Origin of the sequence: Corynebacterium sp. HMSC069E04 (assembly GCF_001813175.1) — a bacterium.
GTDB classification, from domain to species: domain Bacteria; phylum Actinomycetota; class Actinomycetes; order Mycobacteriales; family Mycobacteriaceae; genus Corynebacterium; species Corynebacterium aurimucosum.
On the sequence record NZ_KV811624.1, the window covers coordinates 1 to 22,248 of the forward strand.

23 protein-coding genes and 1 tRNA gene are annotated in these 22,248 nt (G+C 60.8%); 19 read left to right on the forward strand and 5 right to left on the reverse strand.

Features of this window, described 5'->3' with window-relative positions:
* Window positions 1-32: 32 nt before the first annotated feature.
* Window positions 33-117 (reverse strand) — tRNA-Leu (locus HMPREF2896_RS00005).
* Between the two features lie 190 nt (window positions 118-307).
* Between HMPREF2896_RS00005 and HMPREF2896_RS00010 the strand changes: the two genes are divergently transcribed.
* The 16 genes from HMPREF2896_RS00010 (at window position 308) to HMPREF2896_RS00080 (ending at window position 15,145) form a co-directional block, all read left to right on the forward strand.
* The gene (locus HMPREF2896_RS00010; protein ID WP_070645074.1) at window positions 308-1,132 is read left to right on the forward strand and encodes a DUF3662 and FHA domain-containing protein; all 825 of its coding nucleotides are present in this window, start codon (window positions 308-310) and stop codon (window positions 1,130-1,132) included.
* Window positions 1,133-1,177: 45 nt separating this feature from the next.
* Window positions 1,178-1,630, forward strand: a complete 453-nt coding sequence (locus tag HMPREF2896_RS00015) for an FHA domain-containing protein FhaB/FipA (protein ID WP_070645077.1) — start codon at window positions 1,178-1,180, stop codon at window positions 1,628-1,630.
* Window positions 1,627-2,952, forward strand: coding sequence for a PP2C family protein-serine/threonine phosphatase (locus HMPREF2896_RS00020; protein ID WP_070716718.1), 1,326 nt, complete (start codon window positions 1,627-1,629; stop codon window positions 2,950-2,952). Before HMPREF2896_RS00015 ends, HMPREF2896_RS00020 begins: the two co-directional genes overlap by 4 nt.
* Window positions 2,953-4,305, forward strand: a complete 1,353-nt coding sequence (locus tag HMPREF2896_RS00025) for an FtsW/RodA/SpoVE family cell cycle protein (RefSeq protein WP_070645082.1) — start codon at window positions 2,953-2,955, stop codon at window positions 4,303-4,305. It begins immediately after the preceding gene.
* Window positions 4,302-5,732: a penicillin-binding transpeptidase domain-containing protein gene (locus tag HMPREF2896_RS00030; RefSeq protein WP_070645085.1), complete on the forward strand. Its 1,431-nt coding sequence runs from the start codon at window positions 4,302-4,304 to the stop codon at window positions 5,730-5,732. The genes HMPREF2896_RS00025 and HMPREF2896_RS00030 overlap by 4 nt, the downstream gene beginning before the upstream one ends.
* A complete protein-coding gene (locus HMPREF2896_RS00035; RefSeq protein ID WP_070645088.1) occupies window positions 5,732-7,144 on the forward strand; it encodes a serine/threonine-protein kinase in 1,413 nt (470 codons plus the stop codon). Before HMPREF2896_RS00030 ends, HMPREF2896_RS00035 begins: the two co-directional genes overlap by 1 nt.
* Before the next feature lie 6 nt (window positions 7,145-7,150).
* Window positions 7,151-9,091 (forward strand): Stk1 family PASTA domain-containing Ser/Thr kinase, encoded by a 1,941-nt coding sequence (pknB, locus tag HMPREF2896_RS00040; protein WP_070716721.1) that lies wholly within the window; start codon window positions 7,151-7,153, stop codon window positions 9,089-9,091.
* Between the two features lie 68 nt (window positions 9,092-9,159).
* The gene (crgA, locus tag HMPREF2896_RS00045; protein ID WP_010188168.1) at window positions 9,160-9,435 is read left to right on the forward strand and encodes a cell division protein CrgA; all 276 of its coding nucleotides are present in this window, start codon (window positions 9,160-9,162) and stop codon (window positions 9,433-9,435) included.
* 15 nt (window positions 9,436-9,450) lie between these two features.
* Window positions 9,451-10,527, forward strand: coding sequence for a sensor histidine kinase (locus tag HMPREF2896_RS00050; protein ID WP_070716724.1), 1,077 nt, complete (start codon window positions 9,451-9,453; stop codon window positions 10,525-10,527).
* 51 nt (window positions 10,528-10,578) lie between these two features.
* On the forward strand, window positions 10,579-10,788 hold the full coding sequence (locus tag HMPREF2896_RS00055; protein ID WP_070710508.1) for a hypothetical protein: 210 nt from the start codon (window positions 10,579-10,581) through the stop codon (window positions 10,786-10,788).
* A 9-nt stretch (window positions 10,789-10,797) separates the two neighbouring features.
* Entirely contained in the window at window positions 10,798-11,451 is a 654-nt protein-coding gene (locus tag HMPREF2896_RS00060; RefSeq protein WP_070716726.1) for a response regulator transcription factor, read from the forward strand.
* Between the two features lie 51 nt (window positions 11,452-11,502).
* On the forward strand, window positions 11,503-11,748 hold the full coding sequence (locus tag HMPREF2896_RS12235; protein WP_083311423.1) for a ribbon-helix-helix domain-containing protein: 246 nt from the start codon (window positions 11,503-11,505) through the stop codon (window positions 11,746-11,748).
* A gap of 128 nt (window positions 11,749-11,876) precedes the next feature.
* Window positions 11,877-12,536, forward strand: a complete 660-nt coding sequence (locus HMPREF2896_RS00065; RefSeq protein WP_070710525.1) for an ABC transporter ATP-binding protein — start codon at window positions 11,877-11,879, stop codon at window positions 12,534-12,536.
* Window positions 12,537-12,538: 2 nt separating this feature from the next.
* Window positions 12,539-13,366 (forward strand): hypothetical protein, encoded by an 828-nt coding sequence (locus tag HMPREF2896_RS00070; protein WP_070716728.1) that lies wholly within the window; start codon window positions 12,539-12,541, stop codon window positions 13,364-13,366.
* Window positions 13,367-13,376: 10 nt separating this feature from the next.
* Complete coding sequence (locus tag HMPREF2896_RS00075; RefSeq protein WP_070716730.1) at window positions 13,377-14,510, forward strand: histidine kinase; 1,134 nt, start codon at window positions 13,377-13,379, stop codon at window positions 14,508-14,510.
* Complete coding sequence (locus HMPREF2896_RS00080; RefSeq protein WP_070716734.1) at window positions 14,507-15,145, forward strand: response regulator transcription factor; 639 nt, start codon at window positions 14,507-14,509, stop codon at window positions 15,143-15,145. The genes HMPREF2896_RS00075 and HMPREF2896_RS00080 overlap by 4 nt, the downstream gene beginning before the upstream one ends.
* A 310-nt stretch (window positions 15,146-15,455) precedes the next feature.
* Here the strand turns inward: HMPREF2896_RS00080 and HMPREF2896_RS00085 are convergent, their stop codons facing one another.
* Window positions 15,456-16,100, reverse strand: a complete 645-nt coding sequence (locus HMPREF2896_RS00085; protein WP_070716737.1) for a rhomboid family intramembrane serine protease — start codon at window positions 16,098-16,100, stop codon at window positions 15,456-15,458.
* A 71-nt stretch (window positions 16,101-16,171) separates the two neighbouring features.
* Window positions 16,172-16,702 (reverse strand): peptidylprolyl isomerase, encoded by a 531-nt coding sequence (locus tag HMPREF2896_RS00090; protein WP_039672975.1) that lies wholly within the window; start codon window positions 16,700-16,702, stop codon window positions 16,172-16,174.
* 69 nt (window positions 16,703-16,771) lie between these two features.
* Here HMPREF2896_RS00090 and HMPREF2896_RS00095 point away from each other — a divergent pair, with 69 nt between their 5' ends.
* Entirely contained in the window at window positions 16,772-17,410 is a 639-nt protein-coding gene (locus tag HMPREF2896_RS00095) for an HAD family hydrolase (protein ID WP_070444480.1), read from the forward strand.
* A gap of 16 nt (window positions 17,411-17,426) precedes the next feature.
* On the opposite strand, the gene metE is transcribed toward HMPREF2896_RS00095, so the two are convergent.
* Window positions 17,427-19,691, reverse strand: coding sequence for a 5-methyltetrahydropteroyltriglutamate--homocysteine S-methyltransferase (gene metE, locus HMPREF2896_RS00100; protein WP_070716742.1), 2,265 nt, complete (start codon window positions 19,689-19,691; stop codon window positions 17,427-17,429).
* On the reverse strand, window positions 19,688-20,611 hold the full coding sequence (locus tag HMPREF2896_RS00105) for a methylenetetrahydrofolate reductase (RefSeq protein WP_070716745.1): 924 nt from the start codon (window positions 20,609-20,611) through the stop codon (window positions 19,688-19,690). The genes metE and HMPREF2896_RS00105 overlap by 4 nt, the downstream gene beginning before the upstream one ends.
* Before the next feature lie 338 nt (window positions 20,612-20,949).
* Between HMPREF2896_RS00105 and HMPREF2896_RS00110 the strand changes: the two genes are divergently transcribed.
* Both HMPREF2896_RS00110 and HMPREF2896_RS00115 read left to right on the forward strand, forming a co-directional pair.
* Entirely contained in the window at window positions 20,950-21,825 is an 876-nt protein-coding gene (locus HMPREF2896_RS00110) for a hypothetical protein (protein WP_070716748.1), read from the forward strand.
* 167 nt (window positions 21,826-21,992) lie between these two features.
* Entirely contained in the window at window positions 21,993-22,196 is a 204-nt protein-coding gene (locus tag HMPREF2896_RS00115) for a hypothetical protein (RefSeq protein ID WP_070444488.1), read from the forward strand.
* Window positions 22,197-22,248 lie beyond the last annotated feature (52 nt).

Genomic DNA, 22,248 nt, shown 5'->3' on the forward strand with positions numbered 1-22,248 from the left:
CGACCGGAACGATGTCTCGAGACTTCACAGCGTGCCCGGGGCGGGACTTGAACCCGCACGTCCTATAAGGACACTGGCACCTGAAGCCAGCGCGTCTGCCAATTCCGCCACCCGGGCAGGGTATTGATGTCTTGGCGACTAGCTAACCTTAGCACGCAGTCCAGCAGATTCTACAAATCCGCTGGCAAACCCGAACTTTCCAGGGAACTTTGCCGCGCGCGTCTACGTTAAGTCAAGGAAAGCACCCTATACTGATCGCTGCTATATCTCTCCCTGAAAACATCCCGAAAGGAGGACGGCTCTTCCTATGGCATTGCTCGATAAGCTCGCCAAGCTGGATTCTTCCCTGCAACGCGGACTGGACAACGGCATGGCCTTTGTCTTCGGCGGAAAAGTCGTCCCCGCTGAAATTGAGGAGCTTCTCAAGCAGGAGGCGCAGGACAATTTGTCCCGCGGTGACGACGGCAAGCTGTATAGCCCCAACGTCATGACCGTCGGCGTATCCTCCAAGGACATCGAGAACCTCTCCCAGGACCGGGGTGTTCCCAAGGATCTAGCTGATCAGCTCACCCGCTTCATCCGTAACAGTGGCTGGTCCCTCGCCGGGCCGGTCATCGTCCGCATCGCGGAGGAATCGGGGCTGCGGACTGGGCAGTTGCGCGTGTCCTCTTTTTTGGATCACGAGCCCACCGAAGAAACCGGATTCGATGCGATTTTCCACCACGACCATGGTCAGGAGGACTCTATGACCCAGCCGCACAACGCCGACGAGGCCGCAACCACCGCCTTTATGGCGCCCACCCCGAACCAGCCCGCACCGCAGGGCCCTGCGGTGACGCTCATGCTGCAGGACGGCTCCTCCCGCGTCTACCACGTGCAGGAAGGCTCCAACATCCTGGGCCGCAGCAACGACGCGGACCTGCGCCTGCCCGATACCGGTGTCTCCCGCCAGCACGCAGAAATCACCTGGAACGGCCAAGACGCCGTGCTGGTGGACCTGCAATCCACGAATGGCACCACCGTGAACGACACCCCGATTGAGAACTGGCTGCTTGCCGACGGCGACGTGATCACCCTCGGCCACTCCCACATCGAGGTGCGCATCACCGGCCTCGAGAGCCAAGGCTATTAAGCCACCCCCGGCAACGTTCACAGATTTTTAGCGTAAGGATTTTCCATGGATTCGATCGTGCTGCTCTCGCTGCGCATCGGCCTGCTGGTGTTATTGTGGCTGTTCATCTTGGTCGCACTCAACGCCATGCGCCGCGACGCCAATAAGGCCGCCGGCGTCTACCAGGCATCGTCCCCGGTGAAGGGATCCCAGAGGCGTCGCGAAGCGCCGCGTGAGATCACCATCGTGGACGGGCCGCTGCGTGGTTCCCACATGGAACTGGGCACGCTCGAGGACTGTACGATGGGCCGCGCGCAGGACTGTGACTTTGTCACCGGTGATGATTTCTCCTCCGGCCACCACGCTCGCCTGTTCCGCAGGGGCAGCGAGTGGTTCGTGGAGGACCTCGAATCCCGCAACGGCACCTTTGTTGGTGGCGTTCGCATTGACCAGCCAGAACGAGTCGGAGTCGGCTCCGATATCAAACTTGGCCGAACGACCGTGAGGTTGATGGCATGACTTTAAGCCTGACTTTTACTGCAGTGACGGACCGCGGATTGGTCCGCGAAAACAACGAGGATTCCGCCCACGCGGGCCCGCACCTGCTGGTGCTTGCCGACGGCATGGGTGGCCACGCCGCCGGCGAGGTCGCCTCCACCACCATGGTGGAGCACATGGCCTCCCTCGAGCGGGATCCGGGCGATAATGACATGCTGGCGCTGCTCGGCGCGGCGGCGGAAGACGCTAATGCGGCGATCCGCAAGCACGTGGACGAGCACCCGGAGACCGAGGGCATGGGCACCACGTTGACCGCCCTGCTCTTTAACGGCTCCGAGTTCGGCGTGTGCCACGTGGGGGATTCCCGCGGCTACCGGCTGCGTGAGGGCAAGCTGACTCAGATCACCAAGGATGACACCTATGTGCAGTCCCTGGTGGATGAGGGAAAGCTCGATCCGGAGGATGTGTCCTCCCACCCGCAGAAGTCGTTGATCCTCAAGGCCTACACGGGCCGCCCGGTGGAGCCGACGCTCTTCATGCTCGATGCTAAACCGGGCGATCGCCTCCTGTTGTGCTCGGATGGCCTCTCGGATCCGGTGACGGCCTCTACCATCGAGCAAGCGCTGAAGCAGGGCACGGTCGAAGAAGCCGCTACCACCTTGCGGGATCTGGCGTTGCGCTCCGGCGGCCCGGACAACGTCACCATCGTGGTGGCGGAGGTCTTGGAGGGAGAGGGTGATGAGAACGCCCCCATGACCGTGGGCGCGATCCAGGGCGTCGTCCCGGAGCCCACGCACCCGGATTCCTCCGCCAGCCGCGCTGCCAAGTTGATCTCACCCCCAAAAGCGCAAGCCGCTGAGGAGAAACCCCAGGAGGAACCACAGCGGCGGCCACAGCGAAGCCGGATTGGGTGGAAGGTCATTGCAGGCCTGGCCATCATCATCGTGCTGGTCATCAGCGGCGGGCTCTGGATGAAGAATTACCTGAGCAATAACTACTACGTCACCGCGAACGAGGACGGTATCCTCACCATCCACGAAGGCGCGGACTATGAAGTGTTTGGCCGCCCGCTGCACCACACGTATCAAAATGCCTGCTTGAGCAAGGAGAACGCGCTCAAGCTGGGGCACGGCGCCTGCGACGGCGATTTCGCGCCCTTCACGCTGAAGGATTTGCCCGAATCCGAACGTGCCGCCGTGGGCAACCTGCCCTCCGGTTCTTATGACGAGGTACAGACGCAGCTTTCGCAGCTCTCGGACAAGGCGCTCAAGCCCTGTCCCACCTCGCCGAAGGACGGAAAAGATAAAGACGCGTCTAAAGGAAACTGCCGGGAGGTGAAGTAGATGAGTAAATTCTTCTCCCGTGGCACCGAATTCGGCCTGCTCGTGCTGGCTACCGTGGTCTTCGCCATCACCTTGGTCAGCCTTGAGCTCTCCCAGGGCAACGTGCTGACCCTCGATGTGCTCTACCTGATCGGTGGCTTCATCGGCGTCTTTGCCGTCGCTCACTTGGTGCTCTGTTTCCTGGCACCCTATGCGGATCAGCTCATGCTGCCCATCGTCGCGGTGCTCAACGGCACCGGGCTCATCTTATTGCAGCGCCTCGACCTGGCGAATGGCGGCGGGCTGGCAGTGCGGCAGGTGATGTGGACCATCGTGGGCCTCATCCTCTTCGCGCTGGTGCTGGTCCTCCTGCGTGATCACCGCTCGCTCACCCGATACTCCTATATCTTGGGCGCGCTCGGCCTCATCCTCCTCGCGTTACCCCTCGTGTGGCCGCAACCGCCAGGCGTGGACGCCCGCATTTGGCTATGGCTCGGGCCCTTTTCCATCCAGCCGGGTGAGTTTTCCAAGATCCTGTTGATCCTGTTCTTCGCCATGCTGCTGACCCAGAAGCGTTCGCTGTTTACGGTGGCTGGCTACAAGTTCCTTGGCATTTCGTTGCCGCGCCTGCGAGATCTCGCTCCCATCCTGGTGATCTGGGGTATTGCCATTGTCATCATGGGCATTTCCAATGACTTCGGCCCGGCCCTGCTGCTGTTTAGCACCGTGCTCGGCATGCTCTTCATGGCTACCAACCGCGTGAGCTGGCTGCTCATTGGCGTCATCCTCGTGGGCGTCGGTGGCTTCGGCATCTACCAGGTATCGGAGAAGATCCAACAGCGCTTCTCCAACTTCCTGGATCCGCTGGCTAATTATGATTCCACCGGCTACCAGCTCTCCCAGGCGCTCTTCGGCATGTCCTCCGGCGGCATCACCGGCACTGGCTTAGGCCAGGGGCATCCGGACATGGTTCCGGTGGCGCACTCGGACTTCATCCTGGCTAGCATCGGTGAAGAGTTCGGTCTCATTGGCCTTACTGCGGTACTTGTCCTGTTTGCCATGCTCGTCTCCCGCGGCTTCCGCACCGCGCTGACCTGCCGTGATACCTATGGCAAGCTGGTTTCCTCAGGCCTCTCGCTCACCTTGGCTGTGCAGGTTTTCGTCGTCACCGGCGGTATCTCCGCGCTGCTGCCCATGACGGGCTTGACCACGCCGTTCATGTCTGCGGGTGGTTCCTCTCTCATGGCTAACTACATGCTGCTGGCTATTCTGCTGCGTATCTCGAACGCAGCCCGCCGCCCGGCGCGTGAGCTGAGCTCAAACGCACCCACTGACACGTCCATGTTTCCTGCCGTCCAGGAGGCAAGCCGATGAACCGATCGATCCGCCTCGTGGCACTCTTTTCTCTGATTCTTACCGCCATACTCCTCGTGAACCTCACGGTAGTGCAGGCGTTTTCCACCGATAAATACGCCCATAACCCCAAGAATGTCCGCGGTTTTTTGGAGATGCGCACGACTCCGCGCGGCCAGATCTTCGCCGGCAACACGGTCCTGGCGCAGTCCACGGCCGACGCCGAGGGCAACTACTCCCGCTCCTACCCTGCTGACTCCCCGGCGTTTGCCAACATCACCGGCTACCTCTCGGAACGCTTCGGAGCCTCGCAGCTGGAGGCCTCCCAGAATGACATCCTCAATGGCAAGGATGATTCGCTGCTGGCGCGCAACTGGCTCGATGTGCTCTCCGGCAAGCCCCAGATGGGCGCGAACGTCGAGGTCACCATCGACCCCGCCCTGCAACAGGCCGCCTACGATCAGCTCGCTGGACCAGGCTATAACGGCGCAGCCGTGGCTATCCAGCCCTCGACGGGCAAGATTCTGGCCATGGCCTCCACCCCGAGCTTTAACGTGTCCGACCTCCTCGGCGATAACGCCAACGAGAGGTGGGAACAGCTACAGAACCAGGAGGGCACGCCGCTGGTTAACCACGCCGCGCAGGACACCCTGCCCCCGGGCTCAATTTTTAAGATCATCACCACCGCCGCTGGCCTCAACAACGGTTTCGAGCCGAACTCTACGCTGACCGGCGCGGCGTCCATCACGCTGCCCGATACCGTCACGGAGCTAACCAACTACGGCAACCAATCTTGTGGCGGCGCGGAAAGCGTTACCCTGCAGACCGCCTTTGCACTGTCCTGTAACACGGCCTTCGTGCAGATGTCGGAAAACATCGGCGCTGATGAACTGCGCAAGTACGCCGAAGGCTTCGGCGTGGGTGAGAAATACTCATTGGGTGTAGGCACGTCCGCCGGCGCACTCGGCGAGCTGAGCGACGGCGCCCAAGTCGCCCAATCCGCCATCGGTCAACGCGACGTGACGATGTCAGCGCTCCAGGCAGCGATCATGGCCGGCACCGTCGCCAACAAGGGCAAGCGTATGGAGCCCTACTTGGTCAATCGCATCACTGATGCCCAGATGAAGGAACTACGCGCGACCACACCGCGCCAGGCCGCTGAAGCCGTGGATGAAGAAACGGCCAATACCATCAAGGACCTCATGTTTGCCTCCGAGCGCAACACCTTCGGCTTCGACGGCAACGGTTTCGCCTCCAAGACCGGTACCGCGGAGCACGGTGAGGGCCTTGCCCCGCACGCATGGTACGTGGCTTTCGACCCAGACAAGGACATCGCGGTCGGCGTCGTGGTCAAAGATGGCGGACACCTTGGTGAAGGCGCAACCGGCGGCCAGGTTTCCGCACCGATTGGTCGCGCCATCTTGCGCGCATACGGAGGTGAGCAGTAGTGAATAGTGCTGACAACAAGGAGCACCTCCAAGCGCTGATCGGCGAGGACTACCAGCTGCAGTGGATCGTCGGCCACGGCGGCATGTCCACGGTGTGGCTGGCGGATGACGTGCGCAACGACCGCGAGGTCGCCCTCAAAGTCCTGCGCCCAGAGTTTTCCGATAACAATGAGTTCCTCTCACGCTTCCGCAACGAAGCCAAGGCAGCAGAGTCCATCGATTCCGAGAACGTCGTGGCCACCTACGACTACCGCGAGCTCGAAGACAACGGCCGCACCTTCTGCTACATGGCCCTGGAGTACATTCGCGGCGAATCCCTGGCGGACTTGCTGGCGCGCGAGGGAGCACTCCCGGAGACACTAGCGCTCGATGTCATGGAGCAGGCCTCCCACGGCCTGTCCGTGATCCACCACATGGGCCTAGTGCACCGCGATATTAAGCCCGGCAACCTCATGATCACCCAGAATGGGCAGGTCAAGATCACCGACTTCGGCATCGCCAAAGCCGCCGCCGCTGTGCCTCTCACCCGCACCGGCATGGTCGTCGGCACCGCCCAATACGTCTCCCCCGAGCAGGCCCAAGGCTATGAGGTTGGCCCGTCGTCCGACGTCTATTCGCTCGGTGTCGTGGGCTATGAAATGCTAGCCGGAAAACGCCCCTTTAGCGGCGATTCCTCAGTCTCGGTGGCGCTGGCGCACATTAGCCAGGCGCCGGAGCCCTTGTCGACGTCGATTAGCGCGCCCACCCGTGAACTGATCGGCATGGCCCTGCGCAAGGACCCGAACACCCGCTTCGTCGATGGCAACGAATTCACCAACGCGATCTCCGCCGTGCGCCAAGGCCAGCGTCCACCGCAGCCGAAATCCGCGGCGCTCGCGCCCGTCGCTGCCGAGCCTTCGCCCTCCGCGTCCACGGAAATGCTGGCCAACATGGCTCACCCCACCACGGTGCGTCCGGCCGTTTCTGCACCCCAGACGGAGGAGCGCCCCGCCAAGCAGGGAGGTTTCGGCACAGGTTTGCTCATCGCGGTGGCCATCGCGGCCCTCGTGGCGATCGGGTTCATGGCTTATAGGCTGTGGGGGAACACGACACCGACCCCACAGCCCACACCAACGGAGGTCATTGTGACCGAAACGGTGGAGCCGGAAACAACGGAAGAAGAGGAAACGGAAGCCCCTGAGACCGTTGAGATCACCACCGTGGAGGAGGAACCTACTCAAGTCACCGTCACCACGACGCACTCGGTTATCCCCTCCCCACCCACAACTGCGCATCGCACAACGCAACAGGAGCCACCCGCGCTCCCTACCGAGGAGACGCAACCGCAGGTCGATGACAGCCCACTGCCCGAACCCGAACTAGACTCACAGAACAACCCCACCGAAGAATCCGCACTACAGGGAGGCCAGTAACCCGCCATGGTCAGTGATCGGTACCACCTCCGCCAGTCCATCGGCTCCGGCGGCATGTCCGAGGTCTACGAGGCCGAAGACTCCGTCTTGGGGCGCACTGTTGCCATCAAGATGCTGCGCCCTGACATGGCGCGCGACGTTAACTTCCGTGAGCGTTTCCGCCGCGAGGCCCAAAACTCCGGCAAGCTCAACCACCCGAACATCGTCGCCGTCTTCGATACCGGCGAAAAGGACGTCGACGGCCTGATGGTGCCGTATATCGTCATGGAATACGTGCAGGGCCGCACCTTGCGCGACATCGTCCGCGAAGACGGCCCCATGTCGGTGGCGGAGGCCGCGCGCGTGCTCAAGCCGGTGGCGGAGGCCCTCCAGTCCTCCCACGAGGCCGGCATCATCCACCGCGATATCAAGCCGGCCAACATCATGCTGACCAACACAGGCCAAGTGAAGGTCATGGACTTCGGCATCGCCCGCGCGCTGGATGATTCCACGTCGGCGATGACGCAAACCTCTGCTGTCATCGGTACCGCGCAGTATCTTTCCCCGGAACAGGCCCGTGGCAAGCCTGCCGACGCCCGCTCCGACGTCTACGCTCTCGGCTGCGTCATGTATGAAACGGTCACTGGGCGCACCCCGTTTGAAGGTGAAACGCCCTTCGCTGTGGCCTACCAGCACGTGCAGGAGGATCCAACGCCCCCCTCGGAGCTCATCGACGAAGAGCTCACGGAGAGAGAGCGCCTTGGCGTCGACGCCGTCGTGCTCACGGCAATGGCCAAGCACCCGGCGGATCGCTACCAATCCGCCTGGGAGATGGGCGATGACCTTGACCGTTTGGCACAGGGCCAACTCCCGGAAGCGGCACGCTCCCACGTCAACGATGAGGATCACCCCACCACAATGGTGGCACCCGTAGCCGCACAACACCGTGCGCCGGTGGCCTCCACCCGCCCTTCGGAGGACGAGGAATCCGGATCGGGCTTGAAGTGGCTGGCGGCCTTGCTCGCCGCTTCCCTCATCGCCATCATTGGCTACTTTGCCTGGGATTTCTGGGATAGCTCCCGCCAAGAGGCCCGCGAGCGCGAACAGGAGCAGCAGGAAGCAGCTCAGCGCGCGAACATGGTCACTGTCCCGAAGGTGGCCAACCGCCCGCGCAATGAAGCAGTCGAAGAGCTGGAAAAGCTTGGTCTGCTGGTGACCGTCAACGAAGAACCCAGCCCCGATGTGCCGCGCGGCAAGGTCATCCGCGTCAACCCGGCGGAAGGATCAGAGCTGCAGAAGAATTCTTCGGTCACGCTGACAGTATCCTCTGGCAAAGAGGTCACCGAGGTCCCTGATATCACCGGCATGAAGCTGGATGAAGCTACCACTGCGCTGGAGGAAGCCGGCTTAGAGCTGAATACCGACGTGGAGCAGGTGAATGATGAGGCCCCCGCGGGCGAGATCATTTCCCAGAACCCAGCGGGCGGCGCGCAGCTATCCAAGGGTTCGAAGGTACGCGTCACAGTGTCCAAGGGCCAGAAGGAAGTCAGCGTCCCAGACGTCAGCGGCATGGATCGTGATCGCGCAGTGGACATGCTGTCCTCCATGGACTTTGACGTCACCGTGCATTCGGTGGATTCTGAGCTGCCGGAGAACCAGGTGCTCAGGGTTGTCGAGAAGGGCCAGAAGCTACCCAAGGGCAGCCAGGTCACCCTCGAGGTCTCCAACGCGATGCTCATCCAGGCACCAGATATTACGCATTCCACGCAGCAGGAAGCTGAATCCGCGCTGCGCGCCAAGGGCTGGTCCGGTTCCCTCGACGTGGGCGAACGCATCCCAACGTCGAACCCGATCGATAGTGACAAGATTGGGTGGGCGTCGGCAAGCCGCGGCGATGTCATCCGCAAGGATGAGACCATCCACGTCCGTTTCTGGGAGTTTGACCCGGCAGCGTTGCTGCCGCAGTAGCTCTCAACGCCGCAGCTGCTAAGGTATCTCACAGATTAACCACCCCTATTCTTCGTGAAGGTGTAACAATGCCAAAGTCCAAGATCACGACGGAGGGCTCCGCACTCCCGCAGTCCTCCAGCTCTGCGACCAACCGCACCCCGGTCAAGATCAACTCTGAGGGAACCCCGAAGTGGTACATCGCCATCATGCTGGGCCTCATGCTCCTCGGCCTGCTCTGGCTGGTGGTCAACTACCTAGCGGGTGAGTCCATTCCGTTCATGCAGGAGCTGGGACCGTGGAATTACGGCATCGGCTTCGGCCTGGCCATCATCGGTCTGTTAATGACGATGGGCTGGCGTTAGTTTTCATCGCCACCGATGAGCTCCTCGAGGTTCTATAGCATCGCTGGCGTTGGCTGCATCATTTTGGTGATGCTCACCGTCACGGTGGATAAAAACTTCCTCACTCCCGGTGCACTCGTACTTGCCGGCCTCGGCGTTTCCCTGACGCCGCTGGCCATCCGCCGCCCACTTGCGGCGGCCTGCGGGTACGGTGCGCTTTTTGCGCTCGCAATGTGGTGCCCCGACTGGCGGTCTTTCCTCCTCTTGGCGTGGAGCCCCGTCATCGTGGGCATCGTGGCGTTTCGTACACGCTGGCTGTGGGCGCTTCCCCCAGCGGTGGTGTACACATACCTCGTCACAACGGATCCTTCGATTAATTATCTGCCCGATTTCGACCCGTTAAACCTGTCGACACCACTCATCTTGTATGCGGTGTCCATCGTCATTGGGGCCGCGCTACGCAAAACCCGGGACCAGCGTCTTGCCGCCGAGCAGCGCGCCGCCCAGCAGCGCGAGGCGCTGATGACCGCCCTTCATGATTCGGTGGCTGCGACCTTGACCTCCGTGGTCATGCGCTCCGAAACCTTGGCGTTAACCCAAACGGATCCCTCCGCGGCTGACTCCGCGGAAGCGATTGCTAACGACGCCCGCCGAGCCATGGGCGAAGTCCGCGACCTGCTACGCGTGATGAAGAATGAGAGCGTGACTCAGGGAGTTAAGTCCTTGGAAGAAGACCTCGACACCATGGTTAGCTTCCTGAGCAGCCACGGCTTCCACTGCGAAGCACAGATCAATGTAGGCAAGAACGGTGAGCTTGCGCTACCGGAAAAGCTCTCCCTCGTGTTCTCTGAGCTCGCCATCAACATCCTCAAGTACGCTCGCCCTGAATCCCATGTGAGCATCGAAGCCACCGGCAGCTCCAAGTCCATCGACCTCGTGATCACTTCCGAGATTGCAGCGCAACAATCACGCCAATACATGACGACGAATCTGGGTTTGGAGGAAATCGCCCGCCGCGTTCGCCGAATGCACGGCAGCTTCGGCAGTGGCAAAGAAGGCGATCACTGGATCACACGCCTTTCTCTTCCCACTGCCCACCTAAGAAAAATATAGTAAGCTTGCCCGGTAACCCGCCGATTCTTAGATTCCACAAGGTTAGTAGACATGCGTACTTCCCTCGCCGTTGCCGCCGCAGCTCTCGCGCTGTTTTCCGCGCCAATCGCCAGCGCTGCTGAGGCTCCTGCTGAAACCACCGTTGACACCGCTACTGAGAACACTGAGTCCACCGGATTCACCTTCTACAAGTCTTTCGCGGGCGAATTCACCGACCACTTCCGTTGCTCCAACAACCCCCAGCTCTGGTGGTGCCGCTAAACTGTTGCCATGAGCATTCGGGTTTTCCTCGTTGATGATGATGAGCTCGTTCGCTCAACGCTCCGCGTCTATTTCCAGACCACCGAGGACATCACGGTGGTCGGTGAGGCAACCAACGGCGCCGATTGCTTAGACCAGCTTGAAGAAGCCAAGCCGGACCTCGTCCTCGCCGATATTCACATGCCGCACATGGATGGCATTACGCTGCTCAAGCACCTTAACTCCGGACCGAATCCCCCGACGTTTTTGGCGGTGACCGCCTTCGACTCGGATGACACGATGCTAAAGATCCTGCGGGCGGGCGGCGCGGGCTATATCTTGAAGAACCAACGCCCGCGCTCCATCATTGAGGCGGTCCGCGCCGCCGTGGAGGGTGGCACCGTCGTGGCACCCGCCGCCATGCACCGTTTGGTCGACTACATCGGTGAGCCCGCCACCCCACGCGATCCCGTGGCCGCCGCCATTGAGAGCCACGAGCTTCACGACGCCGAAATAGCCGTCCTCAAACTCCTCCTCGCCGGCAACTCCAATTCAGAGATCGCCGCCGCCACCCACTATTCCGAGTCCGCCGTGAAGAAGCACGTCTCACGCCTCATCACCATCTTCGGCGCCAGCACGCGCCTGAACCTAGTGACGAAGATTCTGGGTGGCGCTGGTTCCTAGTCCGAACTGCACTCTAGCGGCAGAACCCCTTTTCGTAATACGATTACGGTTATGAAAACTATCAATGGAAAACCGATCAGCGAAGAGCAAATTGATGAATGGGTAGCGGAAGCCGAAAAGGGTTACGACGTGGAGACTCTTCGCACTCGGGGGCGGAAGCCCCGCGACAATAAAGCCGCAAAAATTGTCTCGATTCGCCTTTCACCCAATGAAATTGCGGACCTGGATAAGTATGCCGCAACCCATGGATGGTCTAGGTCACAGGCAATCCGTGAAGCATTAAGAAAAGCCATTTAAAGAAAATGGAGACCCTTAAGCAGTACCGCGCTCTGCTCGATTAACGGGCTTCTCCCCCAAATGGCGGAGGCAAAAGATTGCCTGCTTAGGCGATGTTTCTCATGCCCCTGATCAATATCGTCAGAGGTATGAACACCGCATTCACTGCTCGAGACATCACCGTCTCCTTCGCCGGACATGAGGTTGTCCACGGCGCGAACCTCACGGCATCGCCCGGACGGATCACCGCTTTGCTTGGTCCGAACGGCGCCGGCAAATCCACCACGCTCCGGGCTGCCCTCGGGTTGGTCAAAGCCACCGGAACGAAGCACATCAATGGCACCATCGGGCTGCTCCTCGACGATGGCGGCCTCGTTAGCAGTCTCACCGGGCGTCAGCATCTCCAAGCAATGGCGAGGCTATATGGCGTCGATAAGCATCGAGTGCAAGAAATTTTAGAGCTGGTCGATATGTCGCACCGATGCGACCGGCAGATCAAAACCTACTCGTTAGGCATGAAGCGTCGTATAGCGCTAGCGGGAGCTCTGTTACAAAATCCCGACATCATCATCTTGGACGAGCCGTCTTCTGGTCTTGATCCTGACGGCATTCGTTGGTTAGGGGAAGTCTTGTGTGCGGAAGCTTCCCGTGGGAAGGCAATTATCATGGCAACCCATCATCTGGCTGAAGCAGCCGCAGTCGCCCACGACGTAGTCATCATTTCTCGTGGTCACACCACATTCACAGGCGTTCTCAGTGAAATCCCCGACCTTGAAGCCACCTACTTCGCCCACACTACGAAAGGCTAGACGTGAAATCCGAGTTTTATACCCTTCGTCACCTCCCGAACGTGCGAATCGTCGCCATACTCGCAGTTATGATGGCGGGCATCAGCGCTGTCCTGCAGTGGGCACTTCCGTTCCTTTTGAAAATTGACCCGCCACAAGTCGGTGACAGTCCTACGGGCCAACAGGTGCAGGCGCTTATCGACGGCTCCGACCCCACGACGTCCAGTTTCCAATTGGCCGCCCTCGACATCACAGGTTCTGGCCAGTCGACAGGCATTTCAATCTTCCTCATCGCCATTGTTGCACTCACAATCACCGCAGCTAGCTACCCATTTTCCAGCGGTGCAGTGGTGTGGAAGGTGGTTGGCGCTGGTTCGCGTATGAAATGGGTGCGTTCTTTGATCACGGTTGTACTTAGTACCGTCCTCCTAGTGTGCGCGGGAGCCTGCGTTCTTAACTCACTGATCGCACTGGTTGCGGCTCCGATGAATGATGTTTCACTGGTTGCTTCTGCTTCTAACGTCGCCGTCGTGTGGCTTCGGGGCAGCTTGGCGGTGCTACTACTGGCCCTCGCGATCATCGGTGTCGTCTTAGCCATACGGAGGATCGGTCCAGCCATCGGCGTTATTGTCGCAGTGTTAATGGCAGGAGTGATCTTGGGAACTATCGGCGTCATGGCCGGGTGGGAACCGTATTTTTACAGTTGGCTTCCTTCTTCTGCTGTGTCAATTGCTGGTGGACAGGGGGCAACGCAGACTATGAATCCATGGGTAGGTATAGCTGTCCTTGCCGGCTGGTCGGTTGTGAGCATGGGACTTGGGCTCACCCGCTTTCACCGGGCAAATCTTTAACATGGACTACATGGATCGCCTTTCAGCCAGAGACATCGCTCTCGCTGTCATCGTTCTAGCCCTTGACCTCGTTGGGTTCCTGGTGGCTAGCTCGATGGACCCAACCCCCTTCAATACCGCATTGTCTCCAGCGCAGTTCTGGCTGATTCTTGGTGCCATCATTGCCAAAGGCATCCTCCTACTGTGGCGCCGTAAATTTCCCTTAAGCGTCCTACTCGGGATTTCTGCTACTGAGCTCCTGTGGTCCCTCTACTGTCTCGTCACCGCAGACCACAGCCTCGGCTATAACGGTATCGCTGCCTCGGTGGCTGCGTTTTCGCTAGCGCTGCACACGAAGTCAAAAACCCGCGACTCTATTTCCCTCATTATCTCGGGTCTCATTGTCGGCACCCTCCGCGCCATTGCCATGCCACCGCTGGGAGGAATCGAGCCTCCACTTTTTACTCTGCTCACAGCCCTGGGCTGGATGCTCCCCCTCATTGTGCTCTTTGCTATTGGACTCGCTGTCCGCAATAACCGCGAGCTCACCGCATCCCTCGCCCGCCAAGCAGAACTCGCTGAGGAAAACGCCGTTATCGAAGAGCGCGCCCGCATTGCGCGGGAGCTTCACGACACCACCGCCCATCACCTCTCAGCCATAGCCATCCAAGCTCAAGCCGCACAGGCATGCATCGATGTCAACCCCATCGCTGCCAAAGAACATCTCCAACACGTGACCTCGTCGACGACGAAGGCACTCCAGGATGTCCGCGCGACCGTTGGCAAGCTCTCGGTTTCCGATGCCGAAATACACCGCATCCCTCAGCCGACAAATTTACCTGCGCTAATTTCGGAAGTTCGCGCTCTGGGACAGGTAGTAACGTTTTCGGACACTTCCCACTTGTCGGAGGGCGAGTTGATTGCGGCTTATCGAATCACCCAAGAAGCTCTGACAAATGCCCGCAAACATACAACAGGCGCGCCTGTTGATGTCATGCTGAGCGATGATGAACTGCGGATCATCACCCGCGGCGCTTTCACGCATAGCCCCACGGGCCGTGGCACCATCAGCATCCAAGAGCGCGCCCGTGCTGTCGGTGCAACCGCTTTCAATGAACCTACCGAAGATGGTTGGCTGGTGCTCATTACCTGGAGGAAGCCATGATTCGAGTCTTGTTAGTTGATGACCAACCTCTGATCAGACAGGGATTAAAGGCAATCTTCGAGGCCACCGGAGAGATCCAAGTTGTGGCTGAGGCAGCTTCTGGAAATGAGGCTATAGCGGCTGCTAAAGCACGCGACATTGACGTGGTGTGCCTCGACATCCGCATGCCTGACGGGGACGGTATCTACGCGACCACGGAGATTAACAAGCAAGACAATCCCCCAGCAGTCATCGTGATCACGACCTTTGACCTAGACGAATACGTCTTTGGCGCCCTCGAAACCGGTGCCTGTGGCGTCATGCTGAAAGACTCCCCAATGACCGACCTCATTCAAGGCGTCAAACACGCGGCCTCAGGTGAAGGCATGGTCGACGCTGCGGTTACTAAAAGGGTGATTGCGGAATTTGGTCGGCGGAAAGCGCGGGCCACGGTAGATTCAGCCCTACTCACGCCGCGCGAACTCGAGTGCGTAAGGGCCCTGGGCAAAGGATTGACCAACATCGAAATCGGGCGCGAGCTGTATTTGGAGCCTTCTACGGTCAAGACTCATTTGTCATCTGCGATGGCCAAAGTGGGAGCTAGTTCGCGAGTACAGCTCGTGATCTGGGCATTTCGCGCAGGAGTGGTGAGCTAACTAGGGTGCGCGATTCCCAACACCACCCCGCAACCGGAGCACTGTTAACACCTTGGGTACAAAGTTATCCACAGGGTGGGGATAACTCTGTGGAAAACGAATTCCACAGCCTTTCTCCACACCCTGTGGATAAGTGTTTTCACGCTTCCCACAGCCCGCACAAAAACTTCGAACACAACCGATTAAGCTGCTGATCTGCGGTTATCTTGGCCCACACGTTCGGTAAATTACAAAAATGTAGTTATCCACAATGTGGATAACGTATGTGGAATTCTTTCGCACAAAGGTTTTGGTGGATAACACGCCCGAGTTATCCCCAAAGCCCAGCTCGCAGCGCTGCTGCAACAGCAGCTATCACCCCGATAATCCAAATCCCCAACCAACGCAGCCACGTGCGTTTGCGAAAGAGGAATGGTGCCAACAGCAGTCCTGTGAGCAAACCGCCCAAGTGCCCCCACACGGAGACGTTCTCCGCCACGAAGCTGTAGACAACGTTGGCTACAACGAGAACGATGGGCGCGCGCAGGTCTAGACCGCGGCTGCGGTACACACCAATGAGTAGACCCATGAGCGCAAAGAGGGCTCCGGAGGCGCCCACCGTAGGCGTGTCAAAATCCATCCACAGCACTGCGACGGAAGAGCCCACAATGGAGATGAGATAGGCCGCCGCATACAGCGCGCTACCCAGAGTGCGCTCTACTTCCCTGCCCACAAAAAACAGCATCACCATGTTGACGAGGAGGTGCCCGGCGTCGAGATGCATGAATCCAGCCGTGAGCACCATGGAGGGATGAGCGGCCACATCCGGCCCCCACAACGTCCAGTCCTGAGCCAAGGAGCTTTCGTAATACGGGGTAACCAGGGTCTTGGCCTGGATGGCCGTGGCCAACCATGCCCCAATGCACAGCACCATGAACACCATGGTGACTGACGCCGAACGAAGATAATTTTTCACGCAGACTCCTAAAACAACGAGCCCGCCACCACTTCACGTGGCAGCGGGCTCGGATGAAAAGCTAAGAACGCTTAGGCGATCTCAATGGACTCGATGACAACGTCCTCAGCCGGACGGTCCATGCGGTCAGTGGAGACCTTAGCAATCTTGGACACGACTTCCTGGGAAGCCGCATCGGTGACCTCACCGAAGATGGTGTGGTGGTTGTTCAGGTGCGGGGTCGGCGCCACGGTGATGAAGAACTGGGAGCCGTTGGTGCCCGGGCCGGCATTCGCCATGGCCAGCAGGAACGGGCGGTCAAACTGCAGCTCCGGGTGGAACTCATCCTGGAACTGGTAGCCGGGGCCGCCACGGCCGGTGCCAGTCGGGTCACCGCCCTGGATCATGAACTGGTCGATGACGCGGTGGAAGATAGCGCCATCGTAGAACGGGCCAGACTGCTCACCCTTGGCGTTCTGGGTGGTGTAGTCCTTCTCGCCCTTAGCCAGGCCGATGAAGTTCTCAACGGTTACCGGTGCGTGGTTACCGAACAGGTCGATAACAATGTCACCGTAGTTGGTGTGCATCGTTGCAGTTGCGGTCTTCTGAGTCATGCCAGCCATTGTATGGAAATTTCCACCAATGCGTTGTTCCGGCGCGACGCTGTCAGCGATCTGCGTAGGGTTACAAGCATGATTCGCGCCATTCTCTTCGATCTCGATGACACCCTCATGGACCACACCGCCGCGATGCATGCGGCCGTTGAGGAGTGGCTGCCGGGCGGGCACCACAAGCGCTTCGCCGAGATTGAGCGTAAGTGGTTTGCCGCCTACGAGCGCGGCGAGGTCTCCCACCAGGGCCAGCGCGTGGAGCGCTGCCGCGAGTTCCTGGGGCGCCCAGAGATGACGGAGCAGGAGGCACTGGCGGAATATGCCAAGTATTTGGCCGCGTATGAAAAGCACTGGCAGGCGCTTGATGACGCCCTCCCTACCCTCGAGCACGTCCTGTCCCGCGGCCTCAAAGTGGGCGTTTTAACGAACGGGGCTCGTGAAATGCAGGAGGGCAAGCTCAAGGCGGGCGGGCTCGACCTGCCAGGCGTTGAGCTCTTTCCCACCGTGGAGATGGGCCACCCGAAGCCGCACCCAGAGGCCTACCTCGAAGCTTGTCGGCACTTAAGGGTGGAACCGGGCGCCACTCTCATGGTGGGCGATTCGGTGGCCAATGATGTCGAAGGCGCCCGTGACGCGGGTCTCAAGGCACTGCACTTCGATAGGGGCGGAAACGGAGACATCGCCGCGCTCAGTGAGCTGACGGCGATGGACTTCGTTTAAATCTCTTGATGTAAACCTAGAGGCTGGCGCGGACCTCGTCACGGGCGAGGACCAGGTTGCGCAGGGAAGCTTCGGTCTCCTCGTAACCACGGGTCTTCAGGCCGCAGTCCGGGTTAACCCAGAGGCGCTCGACCGGCACGTTCTTGAGCGCTGCGCGGATGAGCTCAGCCATCTCCGCCACGGACGGGATGCGCGGCGAGTGGATGTCATAGATGCCCGGGCCGATCTCAGAGTGGAACTTCTCATCGATGTCCTCGAGCAGCTCCATGCGGGAGCGGGCGGCTTCGATGGAGGTGACGTCGGCGTCCAGGCCGGCGACGGCGTCGATGATCTGGCCAAACTCCGAGTAACAGAGGTGCGTGTGGATCTGAGTGGTCGGCTGGGCCTCGAGTGCTACGAGGCGGAAAGAGCGCACCGCCCAGTCGAGGTAAGCCTTGCGGTCCTGCTCGCGCAGCGGCAGCAACTCGCGCAGGGCGGGCTCGTCGATCTGGATGATGTCAATGCCGGCCTCCTCGAGGTCGCGGACTTCGTCGGCCAGCGCCACGCCGAGCTGGTCGGCGGAGACGGACTGGTGAACATCATCGCGCACGAAGGACCAGGCCAGGATGGTCACCGGGCCGGTGAGCATGCCCTTGACGTGCTTCTCGGACAGGGACTGCGCGAACTTGGCCCACTCGGTGGTCATGGCCTTCGGGCGGGAGATGTCGCCGACGACGATTGGCGGACGGGTGCAACGGGAGCCGTAGGACTGGACCCAGCCGTTCTCGGTGACGACGAAGCCGTCGAGAAGCTCGGCGAAGTACTGCACCATATCGTTGCGTTCCGGCTCGCCGTGGACGAGGACGTCCAAGCCCAAGCGCTCCTGCAGCTCAATGACGGACTTCACCTCGTTGCGCAGTGCCTCGGTGTAGTCGGCATCGGAGAGCTCGCCCTTGCGGTGTGCGGCGCGGGCGGCGCGAATCTCAGCAGTCTGCGGGAAGGAGCCGATGGTGGTGGTGGGCAGCTGCGGCAGGCCGAGGGCTTCCTGGGCCTTGTTGCGCTCGGCGAACTCCGGCTGACGCTGAACCTGGCCCTCCGGCAACTGCGCAGTGCGATCCTGTACTGCCTGGTCATGGGTGCGGGAGGACTCGGCGCGGGTGCGCACGGCGCGGTCAGCCTGAGCATAAGCCTCTGGGGCATCGAGCGGGCCGGCGGCGAGTGCTACGACCTCGCGGATCTTCTCATCAGCAAAAGCGAACCAGGTGGCGACGTCCACCGGCAGGGAGGTCTCCGCCTCCACGGTGTGCGGCACGTGCTGCAGGGACACGGAGGTGGTCACGGAGACATCCGCGCCCAGGGACTCCAGCTTCTCGCGCAGGTCGCGGAGGTTGGCGGCCCAGACGTTGCGGCCGTCGACGAGGCCGGCGGAGAGGTGGGTGACCTCGGCGAGCTTGGCCACACGCTCGAGGTAGGAGGTGTCTAGGGCCAGAGTGCCGACGGAAAGATCCACCTGGACTGCTTCCGGCTGCAGCTCGGCGACAGCGTCGAGGCCAGCGTTGAGGGAACCATAGGGCGTGGTCAGGTAAACCTGCGGGCGCTTCTCCGCGCCCAGGATGCGGCCATAGGCGCTCTTGAGTGCGGCGGCCAAGGTGGCGTCGTCAGCGGCGGCGAGGTCGGCGACCAGGGCCGGCTCGGCGAGCTGGATCCATTCAACGCCGGCGTCGTGAAGCTCAGCCAAAACGGTGAGGTAGGACTCGACTGCCTGATCGAGGTGGTCCAGGGGCTGCTTGGTGGCGCCCTCAGCCTGCTTGGACAGCGCCAGCAGGGTCACCGGGCCGACGAGGACTGGGCGCACAGTGTGGCCGGCGGCGCGGGCCTCCTCGACGATCTTCAGCACGCGCTGCGGACGGGCGCTAAAGGTCTGGTCATCGGTGATCTCAGGAACAATGTAGTGGTAGTTGGTGTCGAACCACTTGGTCATCTCCAGCGGCGCCGTGTCCTTGTTACCGCGGGCCAGGGTGAACTCATCATCGAGGCTCTCGCCCTGGGCAGCGCCCACGGTCAGCGCGGTCTCGAGGACGTGGTCGTAGTAAGCAACGTCGGCCGGGATGGCGTAATCCTCAGTGAGGCCCAGCTCCTTGAGGCGGGCATAGGTGTCAAGGCGCAGGGAGTGCGCGGCGGACTCGAAAGTCTCGGCGTCGATCTTGCCGGACCAGTAGGACTCCAGCGCGCGCTTGAGCTCGCGGTGGGCACCGACGCGCGGGTAGCCCTCAATCGTGGCCTTAGGGAAGGATGCGGTCATGGGATGACTCCAATTCGATGTAGCAGGTCAGTCGTGATGTCTGGATTGTTGTGCGTGTAGATGTGCAGCCCGTCGGCGCCGGCGTTCATCACCGACTTCGCCAGCTTGGCCGTAATCTGCATGCCGATTTCTTTCTCTTCCTCGGGGGAGGTCGCTGCCGCGAGCTGGTCGAGGACCTTGGTCGGCCCATCCAACCCGGACAGCTGGCACATTCGCTCCACCCGGGCGCGGCTCGTCATCGGCATGATCCCGGGGATGAGCGGAATGCGCACACCTGCCAGCCGGGCACGCTGGGCAAAGCGGACGTAATCCTCCGCGTCGAAGAAAAGCTGGGTGATGGCGAAGTCTGCGCCGAGGCGCTGCTTGGCCAAAAGGACGTCGATATCCTCGTCCGGTGTGGCGGACTCGGCGTGGCCGTTGGGATAGCAGGCCACGCCCACCGCCAAGCGGCCGGCTGCCAAGCGCGCCACACGGTCGGATTCCCAGCGGCGAATGAGCCGGACCAGGGAATCGGCGTGCGGCAGGTGACCTTCGGGCATGCCGCCTTCCGGAAGGTCGCCGCGGAGGGCAAGGAGGCCGCGCACGCCGGCGTCGACCAGCGTGTCGATCCAGCCAACGAGCTCTTCCTCTGTGCCGGCGGTGCAGGCCAGGTGGGCCAGGGGACGCATCGCTGTATCGCGCGAGATCTTCTCAATGAAGGCTGCGGTTCCCTCCAGCCACCCAGAGCGCTGGGAGCTGGTGACGGCGATGTAATCGGGGTTATACGCGGCGAGCGTGGCGAGCAAGCGGTCAATCTTTGCAGCATCCGCGTCGTGGCGCGGCGGGATCACCTCGAAGGAGAGAGCGGTGCGCTTAAGCTCCTTGGGCGTATCTTCGCTGATTTGGTCTAGTGGTGCGGATGCGGAAAGTCGCGGGGACATGCTCACCTCCTCTGCAGGTTATCGTTGTTTATCTTCGGTGTTGATGCCCCAAAACGTACCAAGCTGTCCATTTTGAGCGAAAGGCTTTTAATATTGGTAATACCTTTAGAACCCAGCCAGCTGCACTGTTAGCCCATAGCGCTAGTGAATAAAAACCCGGCCCATCCGTACAAAGCTGTCTATTTTCTTTGGACAGCTCGCCACCTGGCGCATCTGGTGGCGGGACCTGCGCGCCACCACTACGCTGAAAGGGAGTACCCAGCGCTAACGCGGGCGCGCATATACAGTGCCCCGCCGAAAAGTCACTTCAGTATTGACGTAAAGGAGCACCTAAACCCATGAACCCCGCCGCCCTGTCCACCGCCATCAGCGCCACCTCCGCCCTGGTGGAGCGCCTCAAGGAACGCCGCGACGAGAAGGCCCGTGAGGCCTACTCCGTCCTGGAGACCGCCGCCGCCCGCATGGAAGAGCGAGATGGCGAGTGGTTCCCGGAGGCCCGCCGCGAAGCGGGCGCCGTAACCAAGGCCGCGCATGCCCGCCTCGAGCGCACCCTCGAACAGCTCAAGGAGCGCAGCGAGGAAACCACCGAGAAGCTCTCTGAGGCTGCATCAGAGGCCCAGGATAAGGCCTCCAAGCAGTGGAAGAAGACCCGCAAGCAGGCGGAAAAGAAGGCCTCCAAGGCCCGCAAGCAGGCCAAGAAGAAGGCGTCCAAGGCTGAGAAGAAGGCGCAGAAGCAAAGCGCTAAGTTGCAGAAGAAGGCCCGCCGCCTCGGTGGCAAGGACAAGAAGAAGGGCTCAAAGATCTGGCTGATCTCCGCGCTCATTGCCGCCATTGCTGCCATCGGCGGTGGCATCTACTACTTCTTCACCCAGAAGAAGGAGAAGGAATCCGCCGTTCCGCCGCGCGTTGAGGACTTCTCCTCCCCGTCCGCGCCGCAGGGCTCCACCTTGGTCTACACCTCCACCACCGAGGACGATGCCACGCATGGCTCCGACTTGGCTGAGAAGGGCGTCGTCGAGCGCGACGAAGAGCTGCTGGGCTCGCTGGATGAGCAGCTGGCCAAGCACCGCGAGGAAGAAACCGCTATTCAGGACGCCGTCGAGACCGAGATCGAGGTCAGCAACGCCGACAAGGAGGATGCTGACACCTCCCGCATCACTGATGACCATGAGTCCGAAGGCAAGCACCGCCTCCAGACCGAGGACGAGAACTAACCCCCCATCCTTGGGGGTGCGCGTTTCGTTGTTTTGATCTCACTTCTTTGCCCCCGCGCGCCCGACCTGCTTGAATTGAAGGCTAATCGGCATCGATCCTCATAGATCGGTGCCCGCGCGCTGTTTTGCGCGGGAAGCCCTATCAACAGCAGCCAAGGAGATCAGGCATGAGCTTTGAGTCGCTCGTAGTCAAGCTCAAGAGCGGGGAGACCTTTTATTTTCCCGCAGGTGCCGTGAGCGGCGATCCGTCCACCCGCGTAGATAACCTACGTTTTGCCATCGAAAACGGCACGCAGTTTAGCTCCATCGATGACTATGGCGTCGACCGTGAATTCAACGGCTATGACGTGGAGAACTATCACCTGGCTTAAGCCCCCCAGTGATTCATTAAGCGTAATCTGAATCACTCCCTCATGCGTTGTG